Here is a 14,230-nt window from a genome sequence, read left to right as displayed (position 1 = left end):
ATGCAAATGAGGTGGGATTATGGTCACTCCGGTTGAAGTTCGGCAAATTAGCGGCGTCGATTGGTATGAGGAAGCAGACCATAGGAAGAGTGCATGGCGGCTAACCGTGGCTACCTATGGAAAATGCGTATATTGGGTGAATGGAGATAAGCAGATTATGGAGAAGGGGGAGCTGCTGCTTATTCCGGCCGGCGTTCCGTATTACGGCAAAAGCATCCCTACCGTGACGCACACGCAAATGGTCGTTCAATGGACGGGAGAGCCGTCCGCGGCTTTATCCGCGCTTGAACGGGAAGAAGCGTTGAAGCATAAGCCGGGCTGTTACGAATTGATCCACGAACGTTTGAAGGCGATCCACCAGCAGTGGCGGGAGCGCCCGTCTTATTATGCAATGATGATAGAAGCATTGTTGACAGAAGTGTTGATTTATATCAGCCGAGAGCTGGATCGGGGCGTTATCACGCCCGAGAAGCACTTGCATGCGGAACGGATGAAATCTTACATTGAGCGGCATTACCGGGAGAGAATAACGAAAGAGGAGCTCGGCGATGCCATCGGCAAAACGCCCAATTATGCTGCGGCGCTCTTCAAGAGCGTCACGGGACAGACGATCAGCCAGTACGTGCACGCCCAGCGGATGAAACGCGCAGCGTATTTGCTGACGGAATCGCAGCTGACGGTACAGGAGATTGCGGTATTTCTCGGCTATCAGGATCTCTCCTACTTCTACAGAATCTATAAGCGGTTCACAGGCAGCGCTCCGTCGGAGCTGCTGCATGAGCGTCCGCGGACGGTCTAGCCGAAAAAAAGAGGGCATACGCCCTCTTTCGTTTGCTTGCCGGCTTTATTCAGCGGCATCGCTTTCGAACAATTCCTTTACGTACTGCCGCAATTTGTTTTTATCCACGCCGAGCACCTGGGCCCGTCCGACCTTCTCGTTAGTCAACAGCGAGAACGGCGGGATCTGCTGCTGATCGACTTTGTCCAGGTTCACGTCAAACCCGAGCGCCATCAGCTTCAGCATTTCCTTCGGGCTTAAGTCCGTCTCGATATAAGGCGCGATCGAATCCAGGATGCCGGGCAGCTTGATGAGCGAGCTCGTGGTCTGCATTTTCTTGGCGACTTCCGTCATGAGAATCCGTTGTCTTTCGGTACGGGCAAAGTCGGACCTCGCATCGTGCCGGAACCGGACATACTGCAGCGCCATTTTGCCGTCGAGGTGCTGCAGCCCTTGTTTTAAATCGATGTCGTACATATGCTTGTCGGCTTTGCTTGTGTAATACATGTCTTTCTCTACTTCAATATCGACCCCGCCGATGGCGTCGACCAGGGCGATGAATCCGACAAAATCGGTGTAAACATATTTATGTATGGGCAGGTCCAACAAATCGCTGATGGTCTGTCTGGTCAGCTCGATGCCACCGTAAGCAAAAGCCGAATTCAGCCTTCCTTTGCCATGACCGGGGATGTCCACGTAGGTGTCACGCAAAATTGAGAACAAATGGGCGCTTTTCGTAACGGGATCGATGGAGGCCACCAGCATGGTATCGGATCTTCCGGCATCGTCTCCCCGGGAGTCTCCTCCGATCAGAAGAATATTGACGCGTTCTTTGCCCTCCCACTTCGGAATTTCAATAACCTCTTCCTGTGCGGCCCCCGTGCTGCCCGTTGGCTTCACCGGATTCGAAGCGGTCGAGATTTGGTTTGAGAATTGTATGATAGCGTAGGTATAGTACGAGATAATCCCCAAGATTCCAACGGATAATAAGAGCATGGCGTATTTGAACCATTTCCTTTTCATCGTTTCCTTTAACATCCTTTCTGTTGAACTGAGTGCATAATGGACCATTCTAGCAAAATAATGAGTAAAAATCATATTTTCTTGAGAAAAGCGGTTCCGGAGATTCGACAGATCCGGATCCATGATCATGTTGACTCTCCTCCAAGGGGAGGCCTTAGACTGTAGATCGAAGGAGGGAACAGCATGCTGTACACGGTAAAAGAGGTTTCGGAACTGTCAGGGGTAACCATCAAGACGCTGCATCATTATCACAAAATCGGGCTCCTGCGGCCTGCTAAGATCAGCGATGCGGGGTATCGCTTGTACGGCGCAGCGGAACTGGAGCGCTTGCAGCAAATCCGGTTCTTCAGGGAGATGGATTTTCCGTTGGAACAAATTAAAGAGCTGATGGAGGATACGCAGGATCGGCTTTCCATTCTCACGGAGCAGGAGAAGCTGCTCCTGGCCCGGTGGAATCGGCTGGAGCGCATTCTGCAGACGTTGAGGCAGTCCATAGAATACGTTGGGGAGGGAAAACGCATGGAGCCGGAAGAATTGTTCAAAGGTTTTGATAGCGAAGAAGAGTGGAAGGATGCTTTGACTGAGCAGAATCAACATCTGAAGGAGCAGTACGATGTGGATTTGCTTGACGTTGCACCGATGGATGTTCCCAATATGAACGAGCAGGCGAAGGAAGCGGCAGGCTTTATGGCCGGCATGGCTAATGCGCTGATAACGGGAATCAGGCACGATGATGAGCGTGTTCGGGATTCGATCCGGAAGCATCTTCAATATTTGAACGAGCAGGGCCACGCCTTTACCGCTGCCGATTTTGCGGGGCAAACGAAGTTTTTCCTGAACGATGAATTCCATCTTCGGATGCTGGAAGAGCAGCAGACGGGGCTGGCTTATTATCTGCATGCTGCTGCAGAGGCGTATGCGAATTTGACTCAAAACAATAACGATTAACTGTAATCTACAATCTAAATATAGCAAGCTTTTAATAAAACAGCGGCGGTTCCCGTTAAACGGAATCCGCCGCTGCTTTTATTTTTGAGCTGATTCCCGGGCCCGGCTTGTTAGTCAGAAGGGTATCCGGGTTATCTTGAACTCAAGTCCACCTTGCCGCCCACAGCTTCATTTCCTTGCAGATGACGTGCAGGTCCATGCCCTTCGGCGTCAGGGTGTATTCCACCGTAACCGGAACGGTAGGGAATACTTCGCGCTCCAGCACGCCCTGTTCTTCCAAGTGGCGAAGCGTCGTGGTCAGCGCCCGCGGGCTGACATTCGGGATTTGCCGCTGCAGCTCGCCAAATCGTTTCGTGCCTCCAAAGAGCTCGCGGATGACGAGAAAAGCCCACTTCCCCCCTAGGACCAGCAGCGTTTTTTCGATATTGCATTCGATATGTTCGGGAGTTTTCGGTATGTAACTGCTCGCTTTATTTCCCATAACCATAGGCTCCTTCCGGTATTCTATTAACTATACTCCAGTATATCAGCTATCCTTCCTATAATATAGTGAAGAACATTTCACTTCTTCCGTGGGAATAGGAACTCCTTTAGAATAGTTCATGTAGCATCCAAGTTAATCTATTGAAGGAGGATTTTCCATGAAATACAGAAGATTAGGACGCACAGGTCTCAAGGTCAGTGAGGTCAGCTTGGGAAGCTGGCTTACATACGGAGGTTACGTTGAACGCGAGAATGCGGTTAACGCGATTAAAACGGCTTATGATCTGGGCATTAACTTCTTTGATACAGCGAATGTTTACGAGAAGGGCGCAGCCGAAGTATTGGTAGGCGAAACCTTGAAAGCGTACCCGCGCGAATCGTACGTGCTGGCCACGAAGGCCTTCTGGCCGATGGGCGACGGCCCGAACGACCGGGGCTTGTCCCGCAAGCACATCATGGAGCAGGCGCATGCCAGCTTGAAGCGCCTTGGCCATGATTACGTGGATATTTTCTACTGCCACCGCCATGATCCGGAAACGCCGCTGGACGAGACGCTTCGCGCGATCGACGACCTTGTTCGCCAGGGCAAGGTGCTCTATGTCGGCGTCAGCGAGTGGCAGGCTTCGCAAATTGCGGAGGCATTGACGGTAGCGGATCGTTACCTCCTCGACCGCATCGTGGTCAATCAACCGATCTACAATATGTTTGAACGTTATATTGAAAAGGAAATCATTCCGCTCAGCGAGCGCTCCGGCATTGGGCAAGTCGTATTCTCCCCGCTGGCACAAGGCCTGCTGACGGGGAAATATACCTCTGCCTCCGATATTCCGGCTGACAGCCGAGCCGCGAAGCTGGAATGGATGCGCAAAGGCATTACCGAGGAGAAAATCGCGAAGGTCCGCGAGCTGGAGAAGATTGCGGCTGAGCTTGAGGTGTCCGTGGGCAATCTGGCGCTTGCGTGGATTCTGCGTCAGCAGAACGTAGCCAGCGCACTGGTCGGCGCAAGCCGACCGGAGCAGGTAACCGAGAATGCGAAGGCATCCGGTATCGAGCTTAGCGAAGACGTTCAGACTCGCATCGAGGAAATTCTGAAATAGGGAAGCAAATCGACTAAGAACTGAAACGTTTACCGCATGGACCCTTGGGAATAAGAGAACCCGAGGGCAGGTAGAAATATTTATATAAGATGGCTTCTGACTAGGTTCAGGGGCCATCTTTTTTTGCGTCTCTTTAGCTAATGAGGCCCCACTCTATTAGAAGACATTTTCTGGTTGAATTAAACCTTCCATCATTTATAATACTCCCTAGTAATGTTATACTATTTTCTAGTATTATATTACTGAAATAGGACAAATGCATTAGGGGGAGAAGTTGCAATATGCAAAAACGAAGGCCGATGGCATCCACGAAATGGTTGAAGGTGATGTTGTCCATGCTAATAGGTTTAGAGGTTGTACTGGGTGTGTTCGCATCTCCGAAGACGGTTAAGGCTAATCTTCCAGACGCTCAATATCTGGGGGAGATCCGTCTATTTCCTTACCGGGATGGTCCCGAAGGGTGGATATACTGTGCAGGGCAAGTGTTAACGATAAGTCTGGAAAACTCCGCTTTGTATACTCTACTGGGCAACAACTTTGGAGGGGATGGCACCAAGACGTTTGCACTGCCTGATTTACGGGGGGAAGAACCGGTGCCGGGCATGGGATATTATATCGCTGCTGAGGGATTATATCCGAGAGACAGTGGACTGACCTCCAATACGATGCTGGGGGAGCTTCGGCTCTTTCCCTACTATATGGAGATGAATGATAACTGGGTGACGACGGATGGCCGTGCTTTAAACGATTCTGAACCTCTATACAGTGTGTACGGTACTACATTCGGCCAAGACAGGCAGGGCAGCTTTAAATTGCCGCAGATTGACTCTGTGCAGTCCAACATCCGGTATTTCGCCGCCAAGGCCGGGATCCATCCAGGCAGAGCTGGTGAGGTGTATGTCGGCGAGACACGCATGTTTCCTTTGGAAATCCCGGGGCTAGCATCCTATATGGCAGACGGCAAGCTTCTGAATGTTGCAGCGAATAGAGCACTTTATGAGTTGATCGGCAACAAGTTTGGGGGAACTCCGAACCAAACATTCGGTGTTCCTGATCTTAGGGGCAATCCATTGACGCAGTATTACGTATCCCATTACGGATACGTTCCAACCCTGCAGCAGGTTCAGCCTGTAAGTGTTTCCGACCAATATACAACAGCTGTCTCCACACCATTAACGGTATCGTCCCCTGGGGTGATGAGTAATGATTCCCATGTTCTTACAGCCAAAATATTGAATCTGCCTGCTCATGGAAAGATAACCTTTCATAAGGATGGCTCTTTTACTTATACACCGGATGTCGATTTTGTTGGCACAGATTCTTTTACATATATAGCGAGCAATCATAATAAGAGCAGTGCCCCAGCCATCGTTAGCATCAACGTTACGGAGTCTGAGCCGAAGATAAGCGGAGTAACCGATGGAGGACTTTATAATCACGAAGTGACGCCTGTTTATACCCATGGCACGGGGATGCTGAACGGGCAGCCTTTTGCCAGCGGTACGACCATCCGCAAGGATGGCCAGTATAAGCTGGTTGTCGAGTCGCCTCGCGGCAAAACGGTCAAGGCCGATTTTGAGATTGACCGAACCGCACCTCTGGTTACCGGAGTGGCAGATGGAGGCCAGTATGATCGGGAGCTGCAAATCTTCTTCAATGAAGGGAGCGCAACGCTCAATCAGCAAGCATTCCAGAGCGGGGAGAGGGTAAATACGGAAGGGGTATTCGATCTCGTCGTAACCGACCGCGCAGGGAATCAGACCCAGGTTCATTTCTCAATCTATTTCCCCAAAACCGTGACGTTCGACAGCAACGGGGGTTCTCCCGTGGTGGATGCCGTCGTCCCTTATGCTACGGTTGTAACCCAACCCGTTGATCCAGTAAAACCCGGTTATGTATTCGGAGGGTGGTATATGGATCGATTCTTTCAGCTTCCATTTGATTTTAAGACACTCATTCTGGATAACCTGACGCTGTATGCCAAATGGATTGATTCGGATGCGCCTGTCGTGGTGGATCGGGCTCCTCTGCATCTGGCGGATGACGTGCCGATCGAAACGAAACTTGAATTCACGTTCGATGAACCCGTAATCGCAGGCAGCGGCAAATACATATCGATTATGAGGGCTGCGGACCATCAAAAGATCGAGTCGATCGACGTAACCGATAGCTCCCGCGTCAGCGTGATCGACGAGAAGGTTGCGGTAAGTCTGACGCGACAGCTGTCGTATCTTACGCGTTATTACGTTGAAATAGAGGAGGGCGCATTTCAGGATGCAGCAGGCAACCTTTATGCAGGCATGAAGGGCCCCGGGGATTGGAGCTTTACAACGGAGGCTGGGCCTGTCGCAGCACCGTTAGCGCCTGCAAATTTGACGGCTACAGCAGGAGATGGTGAGGTGACCTTACAGTGGTCCACCGTAACGGATGCGACTTATTACGATATTTATTCCGGGACGAAGTCCGGCGTGTATGGGAGCTCACCGATTGCAACGGTAACGGGTTCGACGTATTCGGCAGGAAATTTACTGAACGGAACGACATATTATTTTGCGGTGAAAGCCGGAAATGACGGAGGCTCCAGCGCATTTTCGGAAGAGGTGAGCGCAAGACCGGCCGGTGCCGAGATCTCCGTTCCGGGCGATGCGGATTTAAGCGGATTAGCATTGTCGCATGGAACGCTTGCTCCGGCATTCAACCCTGCTGTCACCAGCTATATTAGTCATGTTGGAAACCGTATAACGGAGATCCGCATAACGCCGAGCGTCTCCGATCCTCAGGCAACAGTCACGATAAACGGTAAGGCTGAGTCCGGCGGACAGGCGTCAGACCCGATCAGCCTAGCAGTAGGAAGCAACAGTATTCATCTCGTGGTTACGGCTCAGAATGGAACTACGAAGACTTATGCGGTGGATGTGACCAGAGAGGCGGCCGCTTCACCTGAACCGGAACCCGGAAATCCTTCCAATCCGGGTACGCCGGGGGGCGGATCAGGATCTTCGGAAGGTCAAGGACCTGGCGTAGACGGGAGTTCTCAAGCAGGTCAAGGAGCAGGCTCAGGGCAGAGCCCGTCAAGCAGCAGCCACGTCAAGTCGTATATTAACGATGTATTACAGACCGGCTTGATATCATCGGAGATAACGAAAGAGAATGGACAGACCGTGCTGACCGTCAAGATGAACGGAGACAGGCTCCAATCGCTGCTGACCCAGGAGAAGAACAGCCGACCGATCGTCCGGCTGCGCGCCACGGAGGAGCTCGATCAAGCCGTGGTGGTTCTGGAGGGCAGGTCAGCCAAAGCGCTTGAAGCAAGCGGCGCAATGATTGCATTCGAGACCTTGGCAGGCAGCGTCCGTATTCCGGTTCAAGCCATTTCCGAACAGATCGGCAGTCTTGCCGGAACGAAGGAAGGCACGATTCGACTTGGGCTAGCCGATGGCAGCGCCGCGATCAGAGCTAAGCTGAAGCAGGTCGGGAACGGGAAGTATTTTGGTGAACATTACGGCTCCATAGACGTTAGCGTCGCAGCCTATGTTCAAGGAAAACGGCTGAGCGGAAATACGTATTCCTCTTATGTGGAGCTGGAAGTTCCCGTGGAAGAGGGGTCAGCTGCCATCGTGAAAACGGCCGTCCTGCTGGATGATCAAGGGAAGGTCCATCACGCACCAACCCGGCTGGTGACGCGGGAAGGCCGTACTTACGCCATAATAAAAGGTTTGTACAACGGGACGTATGCTTTAATCAGCCACGACGAAGAATTATCGGATATGAAAGGCCATTGGGCCGAGGCGGCGGTGAACGAGATGGCGTCACGCCTTGTCGTTAGCGGCAGAAGCGTCGCCGGATTCCATCCGAATGAACCGGTAACCCGTGCGGAATTCGTCACCATGATGGTACGCTCGCTCGGTTTAACGGAGCAAGGCAATACAAGCTCGTTCCAAGATGTAACCTCCCGGGACTGGTATGTGGGGGCCGTATCGGCGGCAAGCGGGAGCGGACTCATTCACGGTTATGCCGACGGGACCTTTTTGCCGAATGGCTTGATCTCCAGACAGGAGGCGATGGTTATTTTCGCAAGAGCGTTAAAGTTCGCTGAGGGTTCCCCAATAGGTGAGGCCATGGATTCGGAGGCTGTGCTGGATGCTTTCCAAGACCGTGCTGAATTGGCAAGCTGGGCGAAGGGGGCCGCAGCCGAAGTGGTTCACAGCGGACTCATGAGCGGTTACGATGCCAGGCTGAGACCACGGAGTGATATGACCAGGGCGGAAACGGCAACGATTCTTCTACGGATGCTATCAGCGTCGGGGATGATCGGAGACATGCCGTCTAAATAGTGGTTTTCGAGTATAGAAGAAAAAGAGCTGCACCGAAGGGCCGTTGGTCCCGGAGCAGCTCTTTGTATTAGCGGAACATCGCAGCTTACCCGAGCCGATACGTCGCAAACGGCTTGGCATGAACAAAGCCGTTGCTGATTTCATCCAGGCTCGAACGCAGGGACTCGTCCAGCTTAATCTCGAGGCTTTTCAGATTATCGTCCAGCTGTTCGGTCTTCGTAGCCCCGACGATGACGGTCGAGACGGCAGCGCGGTCCATCAGCCAGGCAATGGACAGTGCGCTGGGAGAATGGCCGTGCTCTGCTGCGAGCTGGCTGACTTGTTGACCGAGCTTCAGATTGCGCTCTTCGAGGAAGCGATTGAAGTTCGGGTCCGTTTCCGCGCGGGAGCCGGCAGGCTTGCTTGCGCCCTGACCGTATTTGCCGGTGAGAATGCCGCCGGCCAGCGGGAAATACGGAATGATGCCAACACCTTGATCGAGACAGAGGGGGACAAGCTCCAGCTCCGGCGTACGATCTGCCAGGGAATAACTCGTTTGGGTCGATACATAACGGGCATATCCGCGCAATTCGCTGATTCCGAGCGCCTTCATGATTTCCCAGGCGGCATAGTTGGAGGCGCCGATATATCTGACTTTACCCGATGTTACCATGTCGTCCAGCGTGCGCAGGGTCTCCTCAAGGGGAGTGTCCGGATCAAACGTATGGATCTGATACAGGTCCACGTAGTCGGTTTTCAGCCGCTTCAAGCTGTTCTCCAGCTCTTGCTGCAGATGATAGCGGGAGGAGCCCCGTTCGTTCGGTCCTTGGCCGTTCACGAGTCCGGCTTTCGTGGCTAATACGACGTTATGGCGTTTGCCGGCCAGTGCCTCTCCGATGATGCGCTCGGATTCCGACCCGGCGTAAATATTGGCGGTATCGATGAAATTGATGCCACGGTCCAGCGCGTGATCCAGGATCCGGGTGGATGTTTCTTGATCGGCTCTTTTGCCAAAAGCGTTCGTGCCGAGCCCCAGCTCCGAAACCTTCAGGCCGCTGCTGCCAAGACGGCGGTAATTCATACTTGATCCCACTCCTTTATGTATAGATTTCTTATAGTATAAACATGATCCAAGAGGCGCTTCAAATGGAAAGTTGCGATAGACTGAATAGTACGATAGGATCGTTACGTACGAATCGGAAGGGGGATTATGATATGAATGAAGCGATTTTCAACCAATTGGATTTTGGCAGAGGAGCAGCCTTGAAATCAGTGGAACATGTAACGGAACAGGAAGCGGATATTATCCCGGAAGGATTCGCGAATAGCATTCGCTGGAATCTCGGGCATATCTACACCGTAACCGAGCAGTTCGCTTTTGCGACCGCGGGCGAGCAGCCGCGTCTTCCGGAAGGTTTCGAGGCATGGTTTGCAACCGGAACCAAGCCGGCCGATTGGACGTCGAAGCCGCCTGCGCTGTCCGAGCTGGCAGAGCTTTTGCAGGAGCAAACCGCCCGGATCCGCGAAACCTTCTCGAATCGCCTGGACCAGGCCTCGGCCCACCCGCTGACGATCGGTCCCGTGACGTTCCAAACCGTCGGCGAGTTTCTTACGTTCAGCTTGTACCACGAAGGCATGCACACGCAGACGATCAAGGCTTATAAAAAATTGATAAAGTAAAACATGAACACGAAGCGATAGAAGTATGCCCGGCGTATACCTTCTATCGCTTTTGATTTGTCGCTCGGGCTGCGGGTCCTTATAATGGAATCAGCAGAATGGGAATGACGAATGGAGGACATCACACTCATGGCGATTGAAATCGAACGCAAATACCTTCTGGAGGCTTACCCCGATGCGTTGATTCAGGAAGGAAGCATCGTGGTCGAGAAGGAGCAATTTATCGAGCAGACGTATTTGGCATTGGATGGGGACCAGGAGCTGCGGGTCCGGAAAATAACAGATCTGACATCGGGTCAGCTCGAATTCACCCATACGTTCAAAAAAGGTTGGGGAATTGCCCGGGAAGAAGTTGAATATGCGATTTCCGAAGGTCTTTACGATCAGGTAGTCAAGGCGCATGGAGCGATTCCGTTGACCAAGAGACGGGTAACCGCCCGTTGGGGCAGCACGATCATCGAAATTGACGATTATGCGCAGATAAGCTTGCTTGTGCTGGAAGTCGAATTTCCTTCCCTGGAAGCCGCTGACGGCTTTGTGCCGCCGGCATGGTTCGGACAAGATATCAGCACGGACAAACAATACAGCAACAAGAAGGTATGGCGGGATCTGCAGCTTCAAGCAGGCAAGGAAGCCTGAGCGCTCTTCAAGGTATCCTGATAATTAGTTTTTAAAATGAGATTACAGCCAAACGGCCGGGCATAATGCCCGGCCGTTTGGTTGGAGCGACTGAAGTATCCTCATTTATTTCGTACGCCCATAATGCTTCCCGTAAGACAGCACTTTATGATAGAGACTGCGGTCCTTTAGATTTTTGAGCGGATAAATTTGCGGTCTGGTGTTGACCTCGAGAATCCACGGTCTGCCTTTGGAATCGACAGCCACGTCCAGGCCAAGTTCCTTGAATCCTTTATAATGGCGGTCAAAGTTTTTGCCTACGGCAACGCCGAGTCCCTTGAGTTCAGACTCGAGCTGCTGGATGAAGGCCGAGTGGAAATTGGCGCCGCTCATCGTATTCTTGAACGTGCCGATGGAGCCGCCTTGATTATAATTGGTGGCAACTTTGTTCGGTTTGCCGACCTTCGTGAATAGGGCGGTGCCGACCCAGGCGCCCTCTCGGGTTTTCTGGACCATCACCCGTATATCGAACGGCTTGCCGTTGCTTTTGGCCAAGCGAATTCCTTTTTGCAGCAGATAAGGTCTGCTCCCTGCAAAGCGATTCAGGTCGCGGTACAGCTGAGATGAGCTTGAGTACGACGTTTTTGTCGTGTTCAGCTGGCTTGTGTAACCTCCGTCTGTTTTGCGAATCCGGATAATATTTCTGCCGCCAGAGCCATCCGTAGGTTTGAAGAAAACCGTGGTGTAGTCCGCCAGCATAGCATTCAGGTTTTTTTTGCTGAACGGCAGCGTGTGGGGCACGTACTGCCTGAAGTAAGCATCTTCGTTCAACCATTTCGTTTTCTTCCACTTGCTTTTGATGGTACTGCTTTTATAACTCATAGCTAAGAGGCTCACCTCTCTTTTTTGTTCAGCATATGCCGATAAAGTAGAGCAAGCCTCCACGATGGCCTTGAGCCAAGCTATGTGCTCGAAAACAATTTTTTATCGAAAAACAATAAGGTGATAAATAAAACTGCTGCAACAAGCAAAATCGACGCTGGAATAATAAAAGCCAGCAGGGTTGCCGTATTCTGCATTTGGTAATACATCAGCATGCCCAGCGGCATGATCCCGCCCCCGAGCAAACTCGTCCAGAAATGCATCGCGGCGGTTCTTTTCATGCTAAGCTTGTCCCGAAAGACGTAGTAGAACATGCCATAGGCAAACAAGGTCAGCCAGCCTACCACCAGGATATGGGCGTGGCCTGCAACCATGCTGTAGCTGCTTCTGCCTGCCATGTCCGCTCCGATCAATGCGCCGATGAGCATATAAATGGCTGCGACCCGCATCAGCCATTTGCTGTATTTCAACATGGATAAATTCCCCCTTGCATCTTGAATCAGTCCCAATATACAAGAGTTGTATGAACGGAGCATGAACAACATATCAAACGGAATTGAACAGGGAAACATCATCTACTATAATCAAATAGATCTGATCTTGAAGGAGAGAATGTCCAGGTGCGAAGCCCACTCATTGCTTATTGTCTTTCGAAGAAAGCCGCAGCCGAGGATTATCCGTTCGGACCGCTTCCGATCGTCATGAAGGTCGGCGGCAAAATGTTTGCCCTGATTACCACAACGGCAGGGGAGAGGGTCAGCCATATTTCCCTGAAATGCGATCCGGTCATCGCGGAGAATTTGCGCGAGCAGCATGACGCCGTTCAGCCCGGATACCATCTCAATAAGAAGCACTGGAACACGGTGACCGTCGATGGCTCCTTAACGGAAGCGGACCTGCGCGATATGATCGACCATTCCTACGATTTGGTGCTGAAGAGTTTGCCGAAAGCGCAGCGTGCAGCTATCTCCCAGCGGCTGGTATGAAGGCTGCTCCAAAACATAATCGCCCTATGGCAGCGTGGTGGCCGCATGCCATTCATCCGCCAAGGGCGATTTTGCATGATCCATCAAACGTGATGGATCCGAGCTTCAGGCGGGTTCCGTATCAGAACGGTTTCATCCCTAATGTATCGACCTTCTCTCCGGTAATATCGACGCCCATACGGCCCGTGATATCGCGGTAATGCCCGGCGCGCCGCTGCACGGGACTGCCCTCGGTTTCCCCGAGGTTCGCTTCCAGGCCGTTCAAGACCATCACCGTTGTCCCGAAGCCGGGACTGCCCAGTCCTCTGAACTTCTCGAGCGGGGAAGGCTTCCATCTGCCAACCATCACGTCATGGGCGGAAGGTTTCGGGTCCTGCGGCGTCATCCAGAAGAGGATGGCGGTCATGTAGCCGATCTTGCCGTCGGCGGCAACGATCTCGGGATGGTCCAGCAGCACGCTTTTGTCCCCATAGATAATGGAGCTGAAGAGTCCGTAGTTGAAGTTCCAGCTGAGCATGATCGGTCCCCGCCCATAATAGCGCTTGTCCGGCGATCCGGGATACAGCTCTGCGCTTGCCGGATCAACGAAGGCATCCATGTTGACCCCTGTCCGGCCGGCGATGTTTTCATTCCAGAACAATCCCCAGCGAAGCGGACCGCCGGGAGCGGCAGCCCAGCCCCCGCCGGTTTCGTGGGAGAGATTGGCCAGGAAGGCAGCCAGTTCGCGCTTGCGGTCCTTCTTGAGCCCTTCTTTGAGAAAGGTGCCACCGTCAATGATAACGGTTTCAATCGCTTGGTTAAGGTTCTCGGCCGAATGGAAATCCGCCGAACGCACGACGAGTGTTTCGACCCGGGCATCTTTGTCCAATCGATAAATCTCTTGGGCGGAAGGAGCTCCTTGCCGCGTGCGGATCTTGATCTTCAGATTGGACACCTCCGCCACCGCGTGAATCAGGTTGTCGTAAGAGAAATAGTCCGTCTGATCGGCTTTATAGTATTCTTTGCCCTTGGCGACGTTAAACCATTCGGCCGAACCTAGCCTGTAAGGAAATAAAACCTCGAAGTCTTCCTCCGACAGCAGCGCTTGAACCGCTTCGATCGACTTTTCCGGGGTGTAATCCGGATCAAGGCCGTCCCAGTGCCGGTCCATCTCCTTGCGGCTGATCAAACGGTGCTCCCCAATCGCCAGGGAATCGGTTGGATTCCCCGTGAATTGTGCGAAAGCCGTGATGTCGGTCGGGGTACCGGACGGCGTTTTCATTGGTGATGCCTCGGCTTGGGGCGCTTCATCGGCAGCAAGGGCATGAAGCGGGGTCATAAGGAGTGCAGCGCTGAGGGCTGCAATCATGCTGCGCTGAACCATATTGCGGGATAGCGGATATTTCCACAGGGTCATACACATTCTCCTCTATATCGTTGGGA

13 protein-coding genes are annotated in these 14,230 nt (G+C 52.5%); 7 read left to right on the top strand and 6 right to left on the bottom strand.

Annotated features, from left to right (window positions below):
- The first annotated feature begins 19 nt into the window (after nt 1-19).
- A complete protein-coding gene (locus tag BMX45_RS17345) occupies nt 20-799 on the top strand; it encodes a helix-turn-helix transcriptional regulator (RefSeq protein WP_090910758.1) in 780 nt (259 codons plus the stop codon).
- 45 nt (nt 800-844) lie between these two features.
- Here BMX45_RS17345 and BMX45_RS17340 read toward each other — a convergent pair whose 3' ends face one another.
- A complete protein-coding gene (locus tag BMX45_RS17340; protein ID WP_090910793.1) occupies nt 845-1,801 on the bottom strand; it encodes an LCP family protein in 957 nt (318 codons plus the stop codon).
- 183 nt (nt 1,802-1,984) lie between these two features.
- Between BMX45_RS17340 and BMX45_RS17335 the strand changes: the two genes are divergently transcribed.
- Nucleotides 1,985-2,749, top strand: a complete 765-nt coding sequence (locus BMX45_RS17335; RefSeq protein WP_090910757.1) for a MerR family transcriptional regulator — start codon at nt 1,985-1,987, stop codon at nt 2,747-2,749.
- A gap of 142 nt (nt 2,750-2,891) precedes the next feature.
- Here the strand turns inward: BMX45_RS17335 and BMX45_RS17330 are convergent, their stop codons facing one another.
- A complete protein-coding gene (locus tag BMX45_RS17330; RefSeq protein WP_009594357.1) occupies nt 2,892-3,230 on the bottom strand; it encodes a winged helix-turn-helix transcriptional regulator in 339 nt (112 codons plus the stop codon).
- A gap of 160 nt (nt 3,231-3,390) precedes the next feature.
- Here BMX45_RS17330 and BMX45_RS17325 point away from each other — a divergent pair, with 160 nt between their 5' ends.
- Both BMX45_RS17325 and BMX45_RS17320 read left to right on the top strand, forming a co-directional pair.
- Nucleotides 3,391-4,329, top strand: a complete 939-nt coding sequence (locus BMX45_RS17325; RefSeq protein ID WP_090910756.1) for an aldo/keto reductase family protein — start codon at nt 3,391-3,393, stop codon at nt 4,327-4,329.
- A gap of 281 nt (nt 4,330-4,610) precedes the next feature.
- A complete protein-coding gene (locus BMX45_RS17320; protein WP_090910755.1) occupies nt 4,611-8,663 on the top strand; it encodes a tail fiber protein in 4,053 nt (1,350 codons plus the stop codon).
- Between the two features lie 85 nt (nt 8,664-8,748).
- Here the strand turns inward: BMX45_RS17320 and BMX45_RS17315 are convergent, their stop codons facing one another.
- The gene (locus tag BMX45_RS17315; RefSeq protein ID WP_090910754.1) at nt 8,749-9,723 is read right to left on the bottom strand and encodes an aldo/keto reductase; all 975 of its coding nucleotides are present in this window, start codon (nt 9,721-9,723) and stop codon (nt 8,749-8,751) included.
- A gap of 134 nt (nt 9,724-9,857) precedes the next feature.
- Between BMX45_RS17315 and BMX45_RS17310 the strand changes: the two genes are divergently transcribed.
- Together BMX45_RS17310 and BMX45_RS17305 are read left to right on the top strand one after the other, a co-directional pair.
- Complete coding sequence (locus tag BMX45_RS17310; RefSeq protein ID WP_090910753.1) at nt 9,858-10,322, top strand: DinB family protein; 465 nt, start codon at nt 9,858-9,860, stop codon at nt 10,320-10,322.
- Nucleotides 10,323-10,451: 129 nt separating this feature from the next.
- On the top strand, nt 10,452-10,961 hold the full coding sequence (locus tag BMX45_RS17305; protein WP_090910752.1) for a CYTH domain-containing protein: 510 nt from the start codon (nt 10,452-10,454) through the stop codon (nt 10,959-10,961).
- Nucleotides 10,962-11,066: 105 nt separating this feature from the next.
- On the opposite strand, the gene BMX45_RS17300 is transcribed toward BMX45_RS17305, so the two are convergent.
- Both BMX45_RS17300 and BMX45_RS17295 read right to left on the bottom strand, forming a co-directional pair.
- On the bottom strand, nt 11,067-11,822 hold the full coding sequence (locus BMX45_RS17300) for a YheC/YheD family protein (RefSeq protein WP_090910751.1): 756 nt from the start codon (nt 11,820-11,822) through the stop codon (nt 11,067-11,069).
- Nucleotides 11,823-11,902: 80 nt separating this feature from the next.
- Nucleotides 11,903-12,295: a hypothetical protein gene (locus BMX45_RS17295; protein WP_090910750.1), complete on the bottom strand. Its 393-nt coding sequence runs from the start codon at nt 12,293-12,295 to the stop codon at nt 11,903-11,905.
- Nucleotides 12,296-12,442: 147 nt separating this feature from the next.
- On the opposite strand from BMX45_RS17295, the gene BMX45_RS17290 reads away from it, so the two are divergent.
- Nucleotides 12,443-12,808: an MmcQ/YjbR family DNA-binding protein gene (locus BMX45_RS17290; RefSeq protein WP_090910749.1), complete on the top strand. Its 366-nt coding sequence runs from the start codon at nt 12,443-12,445 to the stop codon at nt 12,806-12,808.
- Between the two features lie 121 nt (nt 12,809-12,929).
- Here the strand turns inward: BMX45_RS17290 and BMX45_RS17285 are convergent, their stop codons facing one another.
- Entirely contained in the window at nt 12,930-14,204 is a 1,275-nt protein-coding gene (locus BMX45_RS17285) for a chitinase (protein ID WP_090910748.1), read from the bottom strand.
- Between the last annotated feature and the right edge of the window lie 26 nt (nt 14,205-14,230).

Source organism: Paenibacillus sp. cl141a (genome assembly GCF_900109305.1).
Taxonomy (GTDB): Bacteria; Bacillota; Bacilli; order Paenibacillales; family Paenibacillaceae; genus Paenibacillus_AQ; species Paenibacillus_AQ lautus_A.
Note: the sequence above shows the minus strand (reverse complement) of the source record. Positions and strands in the feature narration are given on the sequence as shown.